General features: G+C 59.4%; 19 protein-coding genes. 9 read left to right on the top strand and 10 right to left on the bottom strand.

Features of this window, described 5'->3' with window-relative positions; translation table 11 throughout:
- Positions 1–165 precede the first annotated feature (165 nt).
- The 6 genes from map to ACIQ1A_RS00280 are packed head-to-tail and all read left to right on the top strand — an operon-like array spanning position 166 to position 6,311.
- Positions 166–942 carry a type I methionyl aminopeptidase gene (gene map / locus ACIQ1A_RS00305; protein WP_395769085.1) on the top strand — a complete coding sequence of 259 codons (777 nt, stop codon included), beginning with the start codon at positions 166–168 and terminating at the stop codon, positions 940–942.
- Complete coding sequence (gene glnD, locus ACIQ1A_RS00300) at positions 939–3,557, top strand: [protein-PII] uridylyltransferase (protein WP_395769084.1); 2,619 nt, start codon at positions 939–941, stop codon at positions 3,555–3,557. The genes map and glnD overlap by 4 nt, the downstream gene beginning before the upstream one ends.
- The gene (gene dapD, locus ACIQ1A_RS00295) at positions 3,554–4,381 is read left to right on the top strand and encodes a 2,3,4,5-tetrahydropyridine-2,6-dicarboxylate N-succinyltransferase (protein ID WP_395769083.1); all 828 of its coding nucleotides are present in this window, start codon (positions 3,554–3,556) and stop codon (positions 4,379–4,381) included. The genes glnD and dapD overlap by 4 nt, the downstream gene beginning before the upstream one ends.
- A complete protein-coding gene (locus ACIQ1A_RS00290) occupies positions 4,378–4,734 on the top strand; it encodes a Spx/MgsR family RNA polymerase-binding regulatory protein (protein WP_395769082.1) in 357 nt (118 codons plus the stop codon). The genes dapD and ACIQ1A_RS00290 overlap by 4 nt, the downstream gene beginning before the upstream one ends.
- 9 nt (positions 4,735–4,743) lie before the next feature.
- Positions 4,744–5,871, top strand: coding sequence for a succinyl-diaminopimelate desuccinylase (dapE, locus tag ACIQ1A_RS00285; protein ID WP_395769081.1), 1,128 nt, complete (start codon positions 4,744–4,746; stop codon positions 5,869–5,871).
- A gap of 47 nt (positions 5,872–5,918) precedes the next feature.
- Positions 5,919–6,311 (top strand): MAPEG family protein, encoded by a 393-nt coding sequence (locus tag ACIQ1A_RS00280; RefSeq protein WP_395769080.1) that lies wholly within the window; start codon positions 5,919–5,921, stop codon positions 6,309–6,311.
- A 93-nt stretch (positions 6,312–6,404) separates the two neighbouring features.
- On the opposite strand, the gene ACIQ1A_RS00275 is transcribed toward ACIQ1A_RS00280, so the two are convergent.
- From ACIQ1A_RS00275 to parC, 3 genes are all read right to left on the bottom strand, one after another.
- Complete coding sequence (locus tag ACIQ1A_RS00275; protein WP_395769079.1) at positions 6,405–6,863, bottom strand: helix-turn-helix domain-containing protein; 459 nt, start codon at positions 6,861–6,863, stop codon at positions 6,405–6,407.
- 203 nt (positions 6,864–7,066) lie between these two features.
- Entirely contained in the window at positions 7,067–9,460 is a 2,394-nt protein-coding gene (locus ACIQ1A_RS00270) for a penicillin acylase family protein (protein WP_395769078.1), read from the bottom strand.
- A 21-nt stretch (positions 9,461–9,481) separates the two neighbouring features.
- Positions 9,482–11,731 carry a DNA topoisomerase IV subunit A gene (gene parC, locus ACIQ1A_RS00265; protein ID WP_395769077.1) on the bottom strand — a complete coding sequence of 750 codons (2,250 nt, stop codon included), beginning with the start codon at positions 11,729–11,731 and terminating at the stop codon, positions 9,482–9,484.
- A gap of 96 nt (positions 11,732–11,827) precedes the next feature.
- On the opposite strand from parC, the gene ACIQ1A_RS00260 reads away from it, so the two are divergent.
- Both ACIQ1A_RS00260 and ACIQ1A_RS00255 read left to right on the top strand, forming a co-directional pair.
- Positions 11,828–11,989: a hypothetical protein gene (locus ACIQ1A_RS00260; RefSeq protein WP_395769076.1), complete on the top strand. Its 162-nt coding sequence runs from the start codon at positions 11,828–11,830 to the stop codon at positions 11,987–11,989.
- Positions 11,990–12,007: 18 nt separating this feature from the next.
- Positions 12,008–13,261, top strand: coding sequence for a multidrug effflux MFS transporter (locus ACIQ1A_RS00255; RefSeq protein WP_395769075.1), 1,254 nt, complete (start codon positions 12,008–12,010; stop codon positions 13,259–13,261).
- Here the strand turns inward: ACIQ1A_RS00255 and ACIQ1A_RS00250 are convergent.
- From ACIQ1A_RS00250 to ACIQ1A_RS00220, 7 genes are read right to left on the bottom strand one after another with little or no spacing between them, the layout of a single operon-like run.
- Positions 13,225–14,328 carry an SRPBCC family protein gene (locus ACIQ1A_RS00250; protein ID WP_395769074.1) on the bottom strand — a complete coding sequence of 368 codons (1,104 nt, stop codon included), beginning with the start codon at positions 14,326–14,328 and terminating at the stop codon, positions 13,225–13,227. The two genes, ACIQ1A_RS00255 and ACIQ1A_RS00250, sit on opposite strands and share 37 nt — an antisense overlap.
- A 9-nt stretch (positions 14,329–14,337) precedes the next feature.
- Positions 14,338–16,287: a M2 family metallopeptidase gene (locus tag ACIQ1A_RS00245; RefSeq protein WP_395769073.1), complete on the bottom strand. Its 1,950-nt coding sequence runs from the start codon at positions 16,285–16,287 to the stop codon at positions 14,338–14,340.
- A 38-nt stretch (positions 16,288–16,325) separates the two neighbouring features.
- Entirely contained in the window at positions 16,326–16,838 is a 513-nt protein-coding gene (locus ACIQ1A_RS00240; protein WP_395769072.1) for a hypothetical protein, read from the bottom strand.
- Positions 16,839–16,841: 3 nt separating this feature from the next.
- Positions 16,842–17,120 carry a cell division topological specificity factor MinE gene (gene minE, locus ACIQ1A_RS00235; protein ID WP_395769071.1) on the bottom strand — a complete coding sequence of 93 codons (279 nt, stop codon included), beginning with the start codon at positions 17,118–17,120 and terminating at the stop codon, positions 16,842–16,844.
- A gap of 3 nt (positions 17,121–17,123) precedes the next feature.
- On the bottom strand, positions 17,124–17,933 hold the full coding sequence (minD, locus tag ACIQ1A_RS00230; protein ID WP_297799261.1) for a septum site-determining protein MinD: 810 nt from the start codon (positions 17,931–17,933) through the stop codon (positions 17,124–17,126).
- Positions 17,934–17,969: 36 nt separating this feature from the next.
- Positions 17,970–18,731: a septum site-determining protein MinC gene (gene minC / locus ACIQ1A_RS00225; RefSeq protein ID WP_395769070.1), complete on the bottom strand. Its 762-nt coding sequence runs from the start codon at positions 18,729–18,731 to the stop codon at positions 17,970–17,972.
- Position 18,732: 1 nt separating this feature from the next.
- Positions 18,733–19,329 (bottom strand): GNAT family N-acetyltransferase, encoded by a 597-nt coding sequence (locus tag ACIQ1A_RS00220; RefSeq protein ID WP_395769069.1) that lies wholly within the window; start codon positions 19,327–19,329, stop codon positions 18,733–18,735.
- 152 nt (positions 19,330–19,481) lie between these two features.
- Between ACIQ1A_RS00220 and ACIQ1A_RS00215 the strand changes: the two genes are divergently transcribed.
- Positions 19,482–20,636, top strand: a complete 1,155-nt coding sequence (locus ACIQ1A_RS00215; RefSeq protein WP_395769068.1) for a sensor histidine kinase — start codon at positions 19,482–19,484, stop codon at positions 20,634–20,636.
- The last annotated feature ends 2 nt before the right edge of the window (positions 20,637–20,638 follow it).

Raw genomic sequence — 20,638 nt, 5'->3', positions numbered from 1 at the left:
GGGGTTGGGCCTCCACCGAATCGCTGCTTCGAACCCCGAGGGGCACCCCGAAGCAGGGGAATATCCGGTGTGTGAATTCGCCGATTGACGCTCGGCGTGGGCGCTTGAAGCCCGATAATTATACAAGAAAGTGCCATTTTGCCGCAAGTGTTGGATAATAGCGCCATGAAAGTCTCAATTAAGTCCGCCGAGGACATCGAAAACATGCGCATCGCCGGCCGCCTGGCTGCGGAAGTCCTGCAGATCGTCGCCCCCCACGTCAAGCCCGGCGTCACCACGGCGGAGCTGGACCGCATTTGCCATGAACACATCGTTCAGGTTCAGCACTCGATTCCGGCCAATGTCGGCTACAAAGGCTTTCCGGCGACCATCTGCACCTCGGTCAACAATGTCATCTGCCACGGTATTCCGTCGCCGGGCAAGGTGCTGAAAGAGGGCGATATCCTGAATATCGACGTGACCGTGATCAAAGACGGCTGGCATGGCGATACCAGCCGGATGTATACGGTCGGCGAACCGTCAGTGAAGGCCAAGCGCCTGATTGACGTGACCCGCGCCGCCATGTTCGAAGGCATCCGTGCCGTTCGCCCGGGAGCGACTCTGGGCGATATCGGACATGCCATTCAAAAGCTGGTGGAAGCCGAGCGTTTTTCGGTGGTTCGCGAATACTGCGGTCATGGCATCGGCCGGATTTACCACGAAGACCCGCAAGTGCTGCATTACGGCCAGCCCGGCGCCGGTCTGCGCCTGGAAAAGGGCATGACCTTCACCATCGAGCCGATGGTCAATGAGGGCGCCCGCCATACCCGCCTGATGCCGGATGGCTGGACAGTCGTGACCAAGGACCGTTCCCTGTCCGCGCAGTGGGAGCATACGGTGGCCGTCACCGATGACGGTGTCGAGATCCTGACCCGTCTGCCCGGCGACGACAACGATTTGTGACCGCGGGCAGCGTCAGCGCTGACCCTGCCGCTTCGGCCATCTCGCAGGCCGGAACCGCTGCTGAATATACTGCCGCCGCCAAACTGGCGCTCGCCGAACAACGCAGTGCCCTGACCGACAGTCTGGCCAAGGGCGTCGCCATAGAAACCCTGATCGGCCGATACCGGGAATGCCTGGATGTGTTGGTCAGCAAAGCTTGGTCACTGAGTCTTGGCGACACTGGGGCGCTGGCGCTGGTGGCCACCGGCGGTTATGGCCGCGGCGAGCTGTATCCACATTCCGATATCGACTTGTTGGTGTGCGGTGAAGAAGCCGAACATGCGCGGCACGCGGAGGCCATCGGCCGCTTCTTCTCGATGTTGTGGGATTCGGGGCTGAAGGTCGGGCAGGCCGTACGTTCAATTGCACACTGTCTGGAGCAGAGCCGTCTGGATGTGGCGACCTACACCTCGCTGCTGGAAATCCGTCTGCTCGCCGGCAACAATACCGTGTTCCTGGAGCTGGACGCTGCGGTCAATTCCCCCGAGGTTTACGATGCCCGCGGCTATTTCGAAGCCAAGCGCGACGAACAACGTCAGCGTCACGCCAAATTCCACAATACCGCCGATAACCTCGAACCTAATCTGAAAGAGGGGCCGGGCGGTCTGCGCGATTTCCATACCCTGAACTGGCTGTCGCGGAAGCTTTATGGGGTTTCTTCACTGGCCGGACTGGTGCCGCTCGGACTGCTCGGCGAGGCAGAGTGGCAGGCGCTGCTTCGCAATTGGCGCATCGTGGCACGTCTACGCTTCGCCTTGCATCTGGTGGTCAAACGTCCGGAAGAGCGACTCCTGTTCGACCACCAGAAGAGCCTTGCCGAGCTTTTCGGTTTGAAGGATACCCCTGACAATCTCGCGGTCGAGCAACTCATGCAGGACTTCTTCCGGTCCGCCGCCATTTTGTTGCGCATCAATGACCGTCTTCTGCAACGTTTCGAAGAGCACCTGGCCGAAGAACAGGTGGTGACGGCGATTGATGATCATTTCGAACTGAAGAATGGCTACCTGCTTGCCCGCGACAACCGCTTTGGACCCGAAAGTCTGCCCCGGCTCTTTGACTTGTTTGCGGTTTGGAGCGGACTGGCTGGCTGCAAAGGATTGCATTCGGATACCGCGCGCGGTTTGGCGGAATCCCTGCCGGATATTCTTCCCTATGACGAACAACCCGAATCCACACGGGCAGCTTTCATTGCCCTGATCAGCCATCCGCAGGGTGTGCTCAGTCTGCAGCGGCTGGCCCGGTTGGGTATTCTCGCGCGGTATCTGCCGGAATTCGGTCAGGTCACCGGGCGCATGCAGTACGATCTGTTCCACGTGTATACCGTCGATCAGCACACACTGAACGTGCTGGAATTCATCCGCCGCTTCGAACAGGGCCGAGTGGATGGGTTCTCACTGCCGCACGAAGTCTTCCCGCGTCTCCGCAAGCCGCACCTGATATGGCTGGCCGGGCTGTTCCATGACATCGCCAAAGGCCGTGGTGGCGATCATGCTGAACTGGGCGCAGCGGATTTCGCCCGGTTCGCGCGCAGCCATGGTCTGCCGGCGGCCGATGCACAGCTGGTGGAGTGGCTCATCGCCCAGCACCTGCTGATGTCGTTCACGGCCCAAAAATTCGATATCTCCGATCCGGATATCATCAATGGTTTCGCCGGCAAGGTCGCCGACCGTGAACATCTGGATTATCTGTATGTGTTGACCTGCGCGGATATCGCCGGTACCAGTCCGAAATTGTGGAATGCGTTCAAAGATCAGCTCATGGCCGATCTGTATACCGCGACCCGCTATGTGCTGCGCGTCGGTCTCGAGCACCCGCTGAATGCCGAAGACATCCGTGCGGAAACCCGCAATATGGCCCTCGCCAAGTTGATGGATGCCGGCTTCAGCGAATCAGATGTGCAGCCTTTGTGGGAAACCTACCCGGAAGACGCCTTTTTGCGTTACCGCCCGGACCAGCTGGTCTGGCAAACCCAGGGCGTGTTGTCACAGGCCGCAATGCCCTCCCAGATTTTGGTGCGTGAACTGGTCGGAAAGGATTCACTGGAGATCTTCGTGCGCACGCCCGACCGCGACGGCATCATTTCCGGCTTGTTGGCCACGCTTGATCGACTGAATCTGAGTGTGTTCCACGCACGAATCCTGTCCTCGAACGACGGTTATGCACTGGATAACTTCATCACCCTCAAGGGCAGCCATACGCCGGACAGCAAACGCATCGCACAGACGCTGTCGGCGGCGCTGAAGGATCCGGCCAGCATCAAGCCGGCCAAACACCTGTTGCCGAGTCGGTTACGGCATTTCAAAACGCCGACCCGGATTGAATTCAGCTCCGCCGCCGGCGATCGCACGCTGATGAGCCTGGTCTGTGCCGACCGCCCGGGACTGCTGGCCGACATCGGCTATGTGCTGCTCCAGCGCAAAGTCCGGGTGCATGATGCACGGATCGCCACCTTCGGCGAACGCGCCGAGGATATTTTCGTGCTTAGCGACCGGGACAACCATGCGTTATCCGATCCTGCGGTCTTGCATGACTTGCAGGCGGCGCTGTTAGACTATCTGGAAGGAAGGAAACCATGACCACTGAACTGCAAGCCCGAATCGAACACGCTTTCGACAACCGCGCCGCGCTTGATGCGGCCGCCATCGAGGCGCTCAAGCCCGATCTCTATCACGTCATTGCCTTGCTGGAATCGGGTGACGCGCGCGTCGCCGAACCGCAGGAAGGCGGCTGGAAGGTCAATGAATGGCTTAAGAAAGCGGTGCTGCTGTATTTCCGCTGCCACGATATGGACGTGATGGGCGAGCCCGGCAATCCATTCTGGGACAAGGTGCCGCTGCGCTTCGAAAATTACGATGCCGAAGACTTCCGCCGTCTCGGTGCCCGCGTGGTGCCCGGAACCGTGGCCCGCGCCGGTTCCTACATCGGGAAAGACGCCGTGCTGATGCCGAGTTTCATCAACATCGGCGCACATGTCGGCCCCGGTACCATGGTCGATACCTGGGCCACCGTCGGCTCCTGCGCCCAGGTCGGTGCCCGCTGCCACATCTCCGGCGGCGCCGGCATCGGCGGCGTGCTGGAGCCGTTGCAGGCGGCACCGACCATCATTGAAGACGATTGTTTCATCGGTGCGCGCTCAGAGGTGGTCGAGGGCGTCATCGTCGAACGCGGCTCGGTGATCGGCATGGGCGTGTTCATCGGCCAGAGCACCCGCATCTACAACCGCGCCACCGGCGAAGTCAGCTATGGCCGCGTGCCGGCCGGTTCGGTGGTGGTGTCCGGCTCCCTGCCTTCGGCCGATGGAAAATATTCCCTGTACTGCGCGGTCATCGTCAAGCAGGTCGATGAAAAAACCCGCAGCAAGACCTCGGTCAATGATCTATTGCGCGGAGCCGTCGAGTGAGCTTGACCCTCTACGGTCTGCCGAACTGCGACACCTGCCGGAAAGCGCTGAATTGGCTGAAGCGCATCGAGCAACCGTTTGTATTCATCGATTACCGTGCCCATCCGATCGGACCGGAAATACTGAGCGCCTGGGCAGGGCGGTTGGGTGGCTTCGACACCCTGTTGAATAAATCCAGCACTACCTGGCGCAATCTGCTGCCGAACAAGAAGTCACCGGGATCGACGCCCGAATACCTGATGCTGCTGAAGGAATACCCGGCGCTGGTCAAACGCCCGGTGCTGGTGTTTCCCGACGGCCGGGTAGTGCTCGGCTTCAAGGACGCGCAGTACAAGAAACTGTTTTCCGCCTGAGGACCGACCATGAGCGATGTGCTGGATTTGACACAGGAATTGATTGCACGGCGTTCGGTTACGCCCGATGACGCCGGCTGCATGGAGCTCATCGCCGCGCGCCTTGAGCGATCCGGCTGCCATTGCCAGCGACTGGATTTCGGCGCCGTGAAGAATTTATGGGTGACGCACGGGCAGGGTGCACCGGTGACCGTGTTGCTCGGTCACACCGATGTCGTGCCGCCGGGTGATGCGAATCTCTGGGCCTCCGATCCCTTCAGTCCGGAAATCCGGGACGGCATGCTTTACGGCCGTGGCGCTGCCGACATGAAAGCCTCGGTCGCCGCCTTCGTGATTGCCATGGAGCAGTTCATCGCCGCGCACCCCGGTCACTGCGGCACACTGGCGCTGCTGCTGACCTCGGATGAAGAAGGCGATGCCATCGAGGGCGTGCGGCGTGTGGCCGAACACTTCCGCAGCAGCGGCCAGCACATTGACTACTGCATTACCGGCGAGCCCTCATCGATGGCGGCGCTCGGCGATCTGGTCCGCGTTGGCCGTCGCGGCACGCTCAGTGGCACGCTGACCGTCAATGGCATCCAGGGCCATGTGGCCTACCCGGAAAAAGCACGCAACCCGATCCATCAGGCCATGGCGCCGCTGGCCGAGCTGGCCGCTCGGCGATGGGACGAGGGCTATCCCGAGTTTCCGCCGTCCTCGTTCCAGATCTCCAACATCACTGCCGGAACCGGCGCCAACAATGTCATTCCCGGAACGCTTCGCGCGTTGTTCAACTTCCGCTATAACCCGGGCTGGCGCGCCGAACAACTCGAGCACGAAGTCGAGTCCGTGTTGAACGCCGCAGGTCTGGATTACCAGCTTCACTGGCACCGCGGCGGCGAACCGTTCCTGACCCATGACGGACCCTTGCGCAGTGCCGCACGAGAGGCGATAGCCGAATACTGCGGACAGGTTCCGGTCGAGAACACCGGCGGTGGCACCTCGGATGCCCGTTTCATCGCGCCGCTGGGCGCGGAGGTCATCGAACTTGGTCCGGTCAATGCCAGCATCCACAAAGTCGACGAGCATGTGGCCGTCGCCGATCTGGAACGCCTGCCCGGTCTGTTTCAGTTGATTCTGCACAAGCTTCTGGCTTAACCCCGCACCACTATTTCATTTTTATTCACTCGAATCAGGAGAGTTTCATGACGATTGCACAATGGTGTGTTCTGGCGGCATGTCTGCTGCCCATTCTGACCGTCGGCTCGGCCAAGGCCACGCTGGCGCGTATTCCGCGCAAGCAGGGCGGTTACGATAATTTTAATCCGCGCGCGTGGGAAGCCGCTCTCGAAGGCTGGCGTGGCCGGGCACATGCCGCACAGCTGAATGGCTACGAAGCGCTGCCCTTATTCATTGCCGGGGTGCTTTTCGCCCAGATCGGCGGTGCCGAACAGGCGCGCATCGATCTACTGGCCATGGCATTCATTGCCGCCCGTCTGCTCTATACCTGGGCGTATCTGGCCGATCGCGCCACCCTGCGCTCCCTGATTTGGATGATTGGCTTGGGTCTCAGTATCGCCTTGCTGGCTTTGGGCTGATTATCGTAAATCGCACCATTGCAGTTTTGCTGCGCCCCCATTATCGAGGGCGCGCAGTTGTGCCGACTTCAATGAGCGAACCAACGCTGTGAGTTACAGCTTTCGCCCAAGCTTGCGCTCAACCAGCCGCTTCTCCCAGCCAGGGCTCATGAAGCTGACAACTTCATATGCGATGAGGCCTTGAACAATCAGACCGACCCCAAGCCCGGCGAAAATTATGTAAACCACAGGCTCGGCGTGAAAAACAAAAATAAACACGGCTGCCAAGACCACATAGGTAATCAGAAATTCATAAAACTCCTTCATTCGTTTGGCATAAAGGAGCGCTTGTTGTTCATCCGCTTTCAATTCGGTTTCGTTTTGCATTTGCTTATCCTCTGGTTGTAAAAGTGATAGGTCTACCTCAAACACAGAAGCAAGCGCCTTGCACGTTTCAGTGCTTGGCCGATGGCCTTGTTCGATCCGCTGAATAGTACGGGTGGTCACACCGGCCATTTCTGCCAGCTGACTCTGAGACCACCCTCTTTTCAGTCTTAACTTCCTAACGATCATGACGCGGCCCTAATGGTTTGAGGTGAGCTCAGTCTTACGGTTTTCTAAGCGATGTAAAACGACACGGATACGAAATTCTGACGAAATGAATATGACAATATAATAAAATCAATGTTTTGCGAGCAGGTGTCGGTGCGCATGCTGATTTATCAGGTAGCCACATTGCCCCGCAAATAAACGCGTACATAATTCAAATTAACGAGTTATCTCGGTTTTAAGGTGAGCGTGTATTCGGTATTGCCCGGAAGGAATGGCGTTGGTTTGTGCTGTACCCAATCGGCATGACCGGCACCCCAGAATGGCGAGAGCAGGTGTCCGCTTTGGCCGCCCGGCATGTGGATGATGCCATCCTCTTCATGGCCCGGCGAGACTACCATGCGTTGCGACGCGCCGAAATTCGGTGACACTACCAGAGCCATGTCGGCATCGCCGGCGAGCTGATCCGGCGGCATGCATAGCGCCGATTTGGCGAAAGCCGGCAAAGCCGCGGCAAGCGGATGGCAGATGGCGGCGGTATTGCGCTCGCCCCAGGTGCGATCCTTCAGCGGGCCTTGTTCGCTGAGTTTGGCCTGCACCGTTTTGGCAGACTGTTCCAGCAGGTCGTTCCAATCTTTGTAGTCACGGGTCAACAAGTGCTTCGGTTGGTCTTCCAAGAGCGCCCAGGCCACGTCCTCGAAGCCGGTGAAGCCCGGGGCTTCGTAATCGAAACCGTTCGGACCGGGCTTGGTGGCCTCGCGGCCCAGACGTTCAATGGCCGGTGCCAACAGCATTTCTTCGATACGATTACTGACTTCCAAACGCCAAGCCCGCGTAATGCGGTAACTGACCGAATCAATTTTGGCGCCGCCATCCCAGCTCGGATCGGCATCGCGCAGGGTGCGCAACGCGGAATCCGCGGCGGCATCGCCGGCGGCGTCATCGAGCTTTTGCCACCAACGTTCTAGGAACGGCGCGCGGCCATCGGTCTGAATCGCCAGCAGGTCTTTTTCGGTGAATTGTTTTTTAGCCAACAGATTTTCACGGATGGCCGTGCCGCGGGCACCAAAGGCATAACCGGCATTACCGACCAGGTCCAGCCACGGACCGTCGACGACGCGGCCGTTGGCCGTCCACAGCCGTGCAATCGGTGGATCAACCAGTTTCGGATTTTCCGCGCCGGGCAGCCAGCCGTTCCACGTGCAGCCGGCCGTTGGGTCCATCGGCATGCGCTTGTCGCAGTTGCCGGCACGCTTCGGCATCTGGGCAGTCAAGCGCCAGGCGATGCGTCCGTTCTTGTCGCCGATGACCAGATTCTGACCGGGAATACCTGTGCTTTCGGCAGCCAGCAGGGCTTCATCGAGCGAACGGCTGTGGCTGACGCTATTCAAGCCGAGGTTGAGTGCGCCCGGTTCCTGCGCTACCCAGCGCAAGGCCAGTGAAACCCGTTTATCGACATCCCGTGTCACCGGCCCCCATTCAGTTTCGTTGACGTCCAGCATGACGGCTTTGCCGCCTTTGACTGCGATACGCTCCTGGAAGCGCCGAACCGGAACGGCTTTACCTTCGGCATTGATGTAGCTGCTGCGTGCGGCATCGGCCCATCGCACGATGAAGAAATCAGTGAAATCGCCATAGCTGTTGGTGAAACCCCAAGCCACATGCCGGTTGCTTCCGACGATGACCGAGGGAATGCCAGGCAGGGTAAAGCCGGAGACGTCCGAATCGCTACCGGTGAGCAGGCGGGCACGAAACCAGATGTTGGGCGCGCGCAGCCCAAGATGCATGTCATCGGCAACAATGGCGCGTCCGTCACGGGTCAGCGATCCGGCCACCGCGAAATTGTTGCTGCCGACCGCTTCGGCCTGCCGGTTCGGCTGGAACGCCAATTGCGGCGCGCTCATGCTGTTGAGGTTGATCCGATCGGCATCTGGAATGCGCATCGCGTTTTTCGGTTCACCGAACAGCGGCGCATCCCATTCCGATTGGGTTTCCGTCAGTAGGGCGTAAATCGGGCTGGGCAATGCACCTTTCAGCTGCCAGAGTTTGAATTCACGCTCGTTGCTTTCATCCTGCAGGTCGAAGAACATCGCGTAGCCGACCAGAAACGAATCTTCCGGCTGCCAGGCTTCGGGTTTGGTGCTGAGCAGCAGATACGGCCAAGGCCGGACCGACAGATCGGCCAGGCCGGCATTCACACCATCGGCATAGGCTTGTAACACCGCGGCATCCTTGCCGGCCATCTGTGCGAAATGATCGCGGATGCGCGCACGCAAGCGGTGGATACGGATGGATTTGTCTTTTTCCACGGCCATATTGCCGAACAAGGCCGACAGCTCACCGGCAGCCGAGCGCCGCAGCAGGTCCATTTCAAAATAGCGTTCCTGGGCGTGCACGTAGCCGAGTGCGCGGGCCGAATCGGCGTCATTGGCCGCCGTGATGGTGACCGTGCCATTGCCGTCGCGGCTGACCTGCACTGCTTGTGACAGGCCCTGCAGTGACTGTGCACCATCGAGCACTGGCAGGCTGCCGCGTAGCAGAAAGTAGATGCTTGCCGCGAGCACGATCACAATCAACAGCAGCGCCACCAGTGCGCGTTTGGTCCAGGTCAGCAGTGCCATGAAATCGGACTCCTCGGAAAATTAAAGACTTTCGATACTATCGACGCGCTGGAAACCGCGCGGCAAGGCATGTCCGCGCTGGGCACGTGCGCCCTGATAGGCCTGCAGGTCGCGCCAGCTCAGCACCAACTTGCGCTGCCCGCAGTGCAGCACCAGCTCGCCGCCGTTACGCACGCAGGTGACGGCAACGATGTTTTCTTCACCATCCTTGAGTTTGGCCGGCGGGATCTGAAGAATCTTATTGCCCTTGCCTTTGTCGAGCTCGGGAAGCTCCGAAGCCGGGAAAGCCAAAAGATTTCCGCCGCTGCTGATGGCCACCACGAAATCCGTTGCGATGTCATGCACCGCCGCCGGGGGAAGAACGCTGGCGGCCTTGTCGGCGTTGATCAGCTGTTTGCCGGCTTTCTTGCCGGCCAGGAAATTCTCGAACGCGGTGATGAAGCCGTAGCCGAAACTGGAAGCGACCACGAATTTCTGATTCGGTTCGCCCGAGGCCAGACCGACGAAGTCGGCGCCCGAAGGCGGACTGAAGCGGCCGCTGAGCGGCTCGCCGTTGCCGCGTGCCGAGGGCAGGGTGTGGGTCAAGCAGGAATAGCTGCGGCCGGTGGAATCCAGCACCGCGGCATTCCAGGTACTGCGCCCGCGCACGAAGTCGAGCAGGGCATCGCCATCGCGGTAGCCGAGTGCGCCGGGGTCGAGCTCGTGGCCCTTGCCGGCGCGGATCCAGCCCTTCTGCGACAGCACCACGGTCATCGGTTCGCTGGCGACCAGCGCGGTCTCATCGATGGCCTGAGCCGCTTCGCGCGACACCAGCGGTGACAGGCGGGCATCGCCGAATTTCTTGGCGTCGGCTTGCAGTTCGTCTTTCAGCAGTTTTTTCAGTTTGGCGTTGGAGCCGAGCGTGGCGATGATTTTTTCCAGTTCGGCGGCCAGTTCGGCCTGCTCGCCGCGGATTTTCATTTCCTCGAGTCGGGCCAGTTGTTTCAGTTTGGTTTCGAGGATGTAATCGGCCTGGTCCTCGCTCAGCTTGAAACGGGCGATCAATGCGGCTTTCGGTTCGTCTTCGGTGCGGATGATGTGGATGACTTCGTCGAGATTCAGGAACGCAATCAGCAGGCCTTCCAACAGGTGCAAGCGGCGCTCCAGCTTTTCCTTGCGGTAGGTCAGGCGCTTGCGCAGGGTATCCATGCGGAACGTCAGCCACTCGTTGAGCAGTGCCTTGAGGTGCTTGACCTGCGGACGGCCATCGAGGCCGATGATGTTGAAGTTGACCCGGTAGCTTTTCTCCAGGTCGGTGGTGGCGAACAGGTGTCCCATCAGCGAATCGACATCGACCCGGTTCGAACGCGGCACCAGTACCAGCCGGGTCGGCGTTTCGTGATCGGACTCGTCGCGCAGGTCTTCCAGCCACGGTAGTTTCTTGGCGCGCATCTGCTGCGCGATCTGCTCCATCACTTTCGAGGGCGAGACCTGGTAGGGCAGTGCGGTCAGCACGATATCACTGTTTTCCTTGACGTAGGTGGCGCGGGCGCGGATCGAGCCGCCGCCGGTTTCGTACATCGCGATGATTTCGCTGCGCGGGGTGATGATTTCGGCCTGGCTCGGATAATCCGGGCCGAGCACGTGTTCGCACAGATCGCGCACGCTGGCCTGCGGGTCGTCCAGCAGGCGGATGCAGGCGCTGACCACTTCATTGAGGTTGTGCGGCGGGACGTCGGTGGCCATGCCGACGGCAATGCCGGTGGTCCCGTTGAGCAGGATGTGCGGCAGACGCGCCGGGAGCCAGGTCGGTTCCTGCAGCGAGCCATCGAAGTTCGGGTTCCAGTCGACCGTACCTAGGCCGAGTTCGCCGAGCAGGACCTCCGCGATCGGGGTCAGCTTCGATTCGGTGTAGCGCATGGCCGCGAAGGATTTCGGATCGTCGGTGGAACCGAAGTTACCCTGACCCTCAATCAGCGGGTAGCGGTAGGAAAAGGGCTGAGCCATCAACACCATGGCTTCGTAACAGGCGGAGTCGCCGTGCGGGTGGTATTTACCGATGACATCACCGACCGTACGCGCCGATTTTTTCGGCTTGGCGGCGGCGTTGAGCGACAGCTCGCTCATGGCAAAGATGATCCGGCGCTGGACCGGCTTCAGACCATCGCCGAGGAAGGGCAGTGCGCGGTCAAGGACCACATACATCGAATAATCGAGGTAGGCGCGTTCGGCGTATTCACGCAGGGGAATCTGTTCGAAACCGTGGAAGCTGGGGCGGGTCAAATCGGTCATGGCATGCTCGTATTGCGGATGTTTTCATTCTAACGGGTTTGCCGGCGGATGGGCATCGCCTTCGGCATTCGGGTAAACTGAAACGAAGGAGATTGCATGAGTACTAGCATCATCATCGGCTTGCTTGTCTTGGTCTGTCTGGTCCTGCTTTTCAAAGTCATGGGCTTTCTGCTGCGCTTGGCCGTCGTTCTCGCCGTCATTGGTGCCGCCTATTGGTATCTGGCTCCGATTTTCGGCTGGCCGTCGCTGCCATTCTGATGCCGGAGCCGCACGTCCATGCCGCTTGAGGCCATGGCCATTTCCCGGCGCCGATTGGCACTGATTCTCGGTTTTTTGGCGATGGTCGGTCCATTCGCCATCGACAGCATTTTCCCCGCGTTCCGGGTGCTCGCCAACGATCTGCAGGTGGCTGACGCCGTCATCCAGCAGACCATCAGCATCTATCTGCTGGGCTACGCTGCGATGTCGCTGTTGCACGGTGCGCTGTCGGATGCCTTCGGGCGCCGGCCTGTGATTCTCGGCGGCTTGGCGCTGTTCCTGGCATCATCCGTCGGCTGTGCCCTAGCCGTCGATCTGCAACAGTTGCTGATTTTTCGATTCATTCAAGGGCTTTGTGCCGGGGTCGGCTTGATTGTCGGCCGCGCGGTCATCCGCGATGTGTTCGACGGCGACCATGCCCAACGCATGATGAGCATGGTGTCGATGATATTCTCGATTGCGCCGGCCGTTGCGCCGATCATCGGCGGTTACATTCTGAGCTGGAGCCACTGGCAGGGCATTTTCTGGTTTTTGGCCGGGTTGAGCCTGTTCATGCTGGTGGTGGTGGCCGTCTTTCTGCCGGAATCGCACCCACCCGCCAAGCGGGTGGCGTTCCATCCGGTGCCGCTGAGCGCGACCTACCGCGAAATGATTCTGCATACCGGGTTCCGACGTCTGGCGCTGGCCGGCACCTTCCTGTTCGGCAGCCTGTTCCTGTACATCGCAGCGGCGCCCGATTACGTGATGACCCACCTGCGTCTGGACGAAACCCAGTTCGGCTGGTTCTTCGTACCGACCATCGCCGGCATGAGCATCGGCGCGTTCATCAGCGGCCGGCTGGCCGGCAAGGCCAGTGGTATGCGCATGGTGCAGTGGGGCTTCGGCATCTGCGCGGCCTCGGCCGTGTTGAATCTGATCTATGCCAGCACCGCGGTTCGGCTTGAATTGCCCTGGGCGGTGCTGCCGATGAGCGGTCTGGCCTTCGGCATTGCGCTGGTGTTTCCGATCCTGACCATCGCATTGCTCGATCTGTATCCGCACATACGCGGCACGGCGTCTTCGATGCAGGCCTTCGTCAGCCTGATGTCGAATGCCTTGATTTCCGGGTTGCTGGTGCCACTGGTCAGCAAAAACCCGGCACTGATGGCCGGGGTCTGCTGTCTGTTCGTAGCGGCTTCGTACGGCGTCTGGCGCCTGTATCTGCAATCACCGCATGCAACCATTCATTGCCCGGATCAGCCGGCGGCCTTCGAACCCACTGACGAACTGTGAGCCCGGTAATCGGAACGCAGCAGTTCCTGAAAGTGATGCAAGGCGTTCTCGCGCAGCGGGTTTAAACGCCCAGCCACATACGAGCCGCTGTCCAGACCGCGCTGCACATCAACGCAGATCTGGATGTCTTCATCCTGTACGACGTCAGAGAATTCCAGATCACGCTTGCGGCGGACTTCATCCTTGCTCGGGTCGGCACTTACCGCATAGAAGAAATCAAACTCCACCCGGCAACGGTTGTTCGGCAAGGGCAGCACGCGGTTGGTCTGCAGGCGGCCCGGCAGGATGTTGAGCATGGTGTTCGGGTACATGAAGTAATACAGCGCTTCGCCCGAGCCGTACAGGTCATCGCCGCTTTCCAGCGGACTGAACTGGATGGAATACCAGCGTTTGGTTTCAGTCACGTAGCTGCGGTAATCCAGCAGCTTGTTCAGCTCCGGATGCACGTGCGGCACATGGTAGCCTTCCAGATAATTGTCGACGTAGGTCTTCCAGTTGCAGTCGATGTCGTAACTCAGATGCTGGTGGAAGCGCAGATCGGCAAGCGCATGGCCACTGACCGCCAGACGTTCGGCGATGCCGGCCACGTATTCCTCGAACGGCGGCGGGTTCTCCGAAGCGGCGAACACCAGGCCCGCGAACTCACGCACCTGCAATGCCGGCAAACGCACCGAGCTGACGTCGAAATCTGCCACATCCTTCATTTCGGTGGCGGTGCGCAGGCTGCCATCCAGGTTATAGGTCCAGCCGTGGTAGCGGCAACGCAATTGCTTGGCGCCTTTGCCTGAACATTGCGCCAAGGGCCCGGCTCGGTGTCGGCAGACGTTGTGGTAGCCGCGCAGGCCTTCAGCGGTGCGGATCACGATGACCGGAAGTTGGCCGAGTACCGAGACCACATAATCGCCTTCATCGGCGATCTGCGAGCTATGGCAGACATATTGCCAGTGTCGGTTGAATACAGCGGTCTGGTCCACCGCGGCCGTGCCTTCGCCGGTGTAGAAACGCGCGGGCAGAGCCGTGGCGGTGGCCAAGGCTTGGGATTGCAGGTCGGAGGATGCGCTCAACATGTCAGACGCTTATTCCGGAGCTTTCCAGCCACACTGCTGACCTTGGTTCTGTTCTTTCAGCCAGATTTGCAGCGGCGCGAAATATTCCAGCACGGCCGAGCCGTCCATTTCTTCCTTGCCGGTTAGTTCCTTCATGGTCTTCTGCCAGGGCTGGCTGGATCCTTTGCTCAGCATGGCCCAGTAGCGCTTGCCGGCTTCCGGGTTGTTGGCGAAGTTGCACTGATAAAGCGGGCCTTTGAAGCCGGACGCATCGCACAGGGCTTTGTAGAACTGGAACTGCAGAATGTGCGACAGGAAATAGCGGGTGTACGGGGTGTTGCCCGGCACATGGTATTTCGCGCCGGCATCGAAGTGTTCTTCGCCGCGGGCGGTAGCCGGAGCCACGCCTTGGTATTTGGCTTTCAGGTCCCACCAGGCTTTGTTGTATTGGTCCGGTTTGATCGAACCGTCGAACACGCCCCAGCGCCAGCGGTCGATCATCAGACCGAAGGGCATGAACGCGACCTTGGCCAAGGCCATGCGCATCTGGCCATTGATCACGGCTTCCTGGCTGACGGCGGGTTTGTCGATCAGGCCGATCGAGCTCATGTATTCTGGCGTCATCGACAGCACGATGGTGTCACCGATGGCTTCATGGAATCCGTCGTGGGCGCCGCCCTGGAACAGAATCGGCAGTTTGTTGTAGGCCAGGTAGTAATAGACATGACCGTATTCATGATAGAGCGTGGTCAGGTCTTCTTCAGTCGGGGTGATGCACATCTTGATGCGCACGTCGCCCTGCAGGTTCATGTCCCAGGCGCTTGCGTGGCAGACCACATCGCGGTCACGCGGCTTGATGAACTGCGCGTTGGACCAATGCGATTCGGGTAATTTCGGCATCCCTAAACCGGTATAGAAGCTTTCGGAAAGGCGTGCCATATCCTTGGCCTGCTGCAGGTCGGCTTCGTGTGAGATATCGGCGAATTTCAATGGGCTGAGTGTTGCAGCACCGCCGGCGGCGGCCAGTTTCTCGTTCAGCACCTTGTCATGCTGTTTCTGCAGCACGCTGTTGATGTCGAGGCTGCCGGCGCCCTTGTAGGGTTCGAGGATCGGCCAGAGACTGCCCCAGTCCTGCTGCCAGAGGTTACCGGTCAGATGCGCCGGAATCATTCCGTTGATTTGGCCCTTGTCGCCGTACTTGGTGACCAGTTTGTTCTTGGTGTAGCACTGCAGTTCTTTGTACAGCGGTTCGACCTGGCCCCATAGACGGTCGCTTTCCTTCTGGAAATCGGCCGGGTTCATGTCGTAGCCCGAGCGCCAGAGTTCGCCGGTGTTGCCGAAGCCCAGATCTTTGGCGCCCTGGTTGGACAGTTCGGCGAAGCGCTGGTAATCCTTGCGCATCGGCATGGCAATGGTGTGCCAGCCGTTCCAGGCATTCAGCTGTTGTTCGTAAGTGCTGGTAGGCTCCGCCAGAATCTTGGACACAGCACCGATGTCGAGGCAGTCTTCCGGTTTCTTGCTGTTCGGACAGTATTTGCCGGAACCGTACATGCCTTCAAGTTTGGTGGCCAGACCGGTCATTTCGGCCAGGGCTTTCGGATCGTTCGGTGGTGGCAGGGTGACGCCGATTTTCAGCAGGTGCAAAGCACGTGCCGTTTCCGGCGTCATTTTGGCATCGGTCGGGAAGGTCTTGGCTTTGGCGATGTACTTGCTCAACATGCCCAGATAGCGTTCATTGGCCTTGGCCGAGATGCGTTCGGAATCGCTGTTGATGTAGGTCGAGGCCAACCATTGTGAAGAGGTGATCTCCGGATAGGCTTCGGTCAGCTCGCGGTTGACGCGGGCGATGAATTCATCGGCGGTCTCATTGGCATAAGCAGCTTCCGTCGAAGTACCGTCACCGGTTTTCGGGCTGCAGGCGGACAGGCCGAGCAGGCTGGCGGAGACGGCGAGGGTGAGGGCGAGACGTTGGATATTCACGGAAGCTCCAAAAGCGGGTTGTAATCCCTCCGATGATATCAGGCTTCGCTAATTGGCTGAAGCTCGGCTGGGCCGGGCAGGGGGAATATCCCCCGTTCGTGCAGGAAGGTACGGGCATCGTCGGCGTCCTGTTCAAACCAGGCACGCGCTGAGCCCAGCCGGAAGCTGTAGCCCCAGGTGTCCATATCGGCACAGGCGCGCTCGAAACCGAAGCCAGCAATCCGGTCGGCCAAGGCCAGCTGCAGGTAGCAGGTGGCGTCCTCCTCCAAAACAGAATCGGTGGCATCTGTATGCACGGCGGCTCTTCTATCAGGCGGCAGTACCATCAGATGGCAGGCCTCATGCAGCAGGGAATGTACGGGAGTATCCACCCGCACGTAGACGCGATTGCCGATCAGTCCGGCCTCGCATTCGCCCCAGTAGCTACCGGGAATGGCTTCGCCATCAGCAATCATGACCAGTTCCAAACCAAACAGGCCCAGCAGTTGCCGGGCCTGTTCAATGGCGATATCGCGCAGGCGCACGACCGCTGCGTCCGCTTCAAAGCCCATTACTCAGCTTTTGTCGGGCAGGGCGATCTGAATGTCGAGCACTTCCTGGATACCGTCCTTGTCCTTCTCGAAGTTGACCTTGACTGCTTCGTCGTTGACCTGCACGTATTTCTTGATCACTTCCAGCAGTTCGCTGCGCAGGCGCGGCATGTAGTCCGGAGCGCTGGCATCCCTGCGGGACTGCGACACCAGAATCTGCAGGCGGTTCTTGGCGGTCGAGGCCGAGGTCGGTTTACTGTCGAGTTTTTCCAGCTGTTCGATGATGTTGCGCAGAAGTCCCATGGCTCAACCTCCGAACATTTTCGAGAAGAAGCCCTTCTTCTCGACGGTGGTGAAGCGCATCGGGCGGTCTTCGCCGAGGATGCGGGCGACGGCATCGGTATAGGCCTGTCCGGCGTCGGAGTTTTCGTCCAGGATGACCGGGTTACCCGAGTTGGAGGACTGCAGCACTTCCGGCGATTCCGGAATGACACCAACGACCTTGAGACCGAGGATTTCCTCGACATCGCCAATGGAGAGCATCTCGCCCTTCTCGACGCGGGCAGGATTGTAGCGGGTCAGCAACAGGTGTTCGGTGATGTGTTCACCGGCTTCGGCTTTTTGGGTCTTGGAGGCCAGCAGGCCGAGGATGCGGTCCGAGTCGCGCACCGAAGACACTTCCGGGTTGACCACGACCACTGCACGGTCGGCGTAGTACATGGCCAGATAGGCGCCTTTTTCGATACCGGCCGGCGAATCGCACAGGATGTAGTCGAAGCCTTCGGCGGCGAGGTCCTTAAGCACTTTTTCGACGCCTTCGCGGGTCAGCGCGTCCTTGTCGCGGGTCTGTGAGGCCGCCAACACGAAAAGATTGTCGAAGCGTTTGTCTTTGATGAGAGCCTGTTTCAGGTTGGCCTCGCCATGAACCACATTGACGAAATCGTAAACGACCCTGCGTTCGCAGCCCATAATCAGGTCGAGATTGCGCAGACCGACGTCGAAATCGATGACCACGGTCTTTTTACCGGCTTTAGCCAGGCCACAGGCAATACTTGCGCTGGACGTGGTCTTGCCGACGCCGCCCTTACCGGATGTGACTACGATGATCTCTGCCAAAATGCGCTCCTTGTCTGTCAATGTCGATGGTTCATATTAAGCCAGTTCTTCGATGCGGAGTTGGTCTTTATCAAGCCAGATCTGCACCGCTTTTCCCAGCAGTTTTTTGGGGATTTCATCCAGAACTTTATAAGTGCCGGCAATCGCGACCAGTTCGGCGTTGAATTCGCGGCAGAAAATCCGTGCTTGGGCATTGCCCGAGGCGCCAGCCAAGGCGCGGCCACGCAGCGGCCCGTAAATGTGGATGGAGCCGTCGGCGATGGCTTCGGCACCGGCGCCGACCATGGCGCACACCGTCAAATCGCGACCGGCGGCATAAATCTGCTGGCCCGAGCGCAAGGGCTGGGTTTGCAATAGGCCGGGCTCCTGACCGGTTAAGGCTGCGGGAGCGGCGGCAGGCACGGGTTTGCTTTCGGGGGCTGGTGCCGGGCGTGCCGGCTCGCTGCCATCATCCCGTTCAAACGAAGCCCTGAATTTGGCGAGAATCGGCATGCCAACCTGTTCGGCCAGTTTTTCCACAGCCGGGGTGCCATAGGCGATGGCGACCGGCATGACACCGGCGTTGCGCAAGGCATCAATCAGTGCGTCGACGGTTTCGGCGTCCGGGCAGCCGAGCAGGGCACTGAAATCGAGAATGACGGCCGCGTGCCGAAAGAGTTTCGGTGCGCGCTCAACGCGCTCCTGCATTTCGTTTTTCAATGCGGTGATATCCAGTTTCTGGATGCGCAGATTGGCGATGCCGACCTGGCCGAATTTCAATTCCCCGCATTGCTCGTAGCTGACCGTTGTGCCGCCCATGTCAGGTTCCCGTGGCCAGATGGGTGTCGGCCCGAGGTTTGCCCCTTGGCTGAAGCCAGGGAACTGGGGGTAATTGTGTACCGTAGGTGGCGAGCACGAATGGATAGCTGCACAGATCCTTGTAAAGCATGGCTGCACGAAGCGGAGAGTCCGGGAGTTGATGCTGGCCGACTTCATGGAAACCGAAACTGCCGTGGAACAGCAGGGCAGGATGCGTGCTGTCTTCGATGAATACCTCGGCGACAAGGGCCGGCGCCCGCACTTCCGCGAAGCTCTGCACATCGGCGTAAAACAGCCTTCCGATGCCGGCACTGCGTTGGCCCTTGGCGATGACGATGCGGTCGACATAAACGAAGGCGTTGTAATGCTCCTTGAACCAGCGGAAGTTGCTGCTTTCGTAGTCGGCATCCCGGGTCATGGCGATCAGGAAACCGACGAGGCAGTCATCGGATTCGGCGACCCGGAAATAGTCGGCATGTTGCCAGAAATAGTGGATCTGCCCTTGATTCATCGGCAGGATGCCGCTGCCTGCAGCATTGTTCATGGCCAGAATGGCGTCCAGTTCGTGCGCTTGCACGTCGCGGATCGAAATCGACATCGAGACTACTCCAGAATCCAACCAGCCCGTCTTCGGCTTGATGCGGAATTATCGCATGGAGAGCCGGAGCAGCGTTAGAGTTTTTGCACGAAAAGGTTCATGCATGACTTATGGCGGCTTGCAAGTGATTGATTAGGGGGTATCATTCCCCGATGAATGCTCGCATCAACCATCAGCAACTGTTGCGCTTCGCAGGACTGTTTACCTGGGGCATGGTCGGCATTCCCCTGCTTTACGCGGGCTGGCAGGGCTTCGATCAAAGCGGGCTCAGCTCGGGCTCGGTTTCCGGCTGGATATTCAGCTACCTCGCTTTCGGTGTCCTGTACCTGCTGGTGACCGGCCAGCTCAATATTTACCGCCGTGGCTGGCGCGACAGTGTCAGCCTGCTCCTGTTGACCCTGTTTGCAATCGCCGTAAGTTATTATTCTGAAACGGGTTTGGGCAGCATGCTGTTGACTGTCATTGCCGGCATTCTGCCTTGGCTGCTGCCGGTTCGGCTCGGGTCCCTGTGGCTCATCGTCAGTCACCTGTTGGTCATTCCTGTCTTTATTTTCAGTTCCGATGGGCTGACTTGGTGGGAAGCCTTCCTGCAAAGCCTGCTGTATGCCGGATTTTCGACATTCGTGTTCGTTACCGGCTATGTTGCGAAGCAGCAGGCGGCTGCCCGGGAAGAACAACGCCGCCTGATTGCCGAGCTGCGTGCCGCACGCACCCTTTTGGCGGAAAATTCCCGGGTCGGTGAGCGTCTGCGGATATCCCGGGAATTGCATGATCTGTTGGGCCACCATCTGACTGCTTTGAGTTTGAATCTGGAAGTTGCCGGGCATCTGAGCGAGGGCAAGGCGCAGGAACACGTCCGGCAAAGCCACGCTTTGGCCAAGCTTCTGCTCTCCGATGTGCGTGAAGCGGTTTCGGAGATGCGCGAGGGCTGTGCCATCGATATTCTGGCGGCAATTGCGCCACTGGTGCAGCCGATGCCCAATTTGGATATCCACCTTCATGCCGATCCGGATCTGACCTTGGAGGACTCCGGCGTGGCACAGGTCATTCTCCGCTGTGTTCAGGAATTGATCACTAACACGATCAAACATGCCCGCGCCAGTAAGCTCGAATTGTCTTTACAAAAGTTGGATAATTTATTGATTTTGAAGTCGGAAGACGACGGGGTCGGGGCAACACTGGCTCGCCTCGGCAACGGCTTGCAGGGTATGAAAGAGCGCGTCAGGGCCCTCAACGGGAAACTCTTGATTCAATCCACGCCCGGTCATGGATTCAGCGTCAGCATTACTTTGCCTTTGGGAGAATAGCG

The sequence above is a fragment of the Arenimonas sp. genome, from assembly GCF_044353605.1.
GTDB lineage: Bacteria > Pseudomonadota > Gammaproteobacteria > Xanthomonadales > Xanthomonadaceae > Arenimonas.
This window is presented reverse-complemented; position numbering and strand designations above follow the sequence as displayed.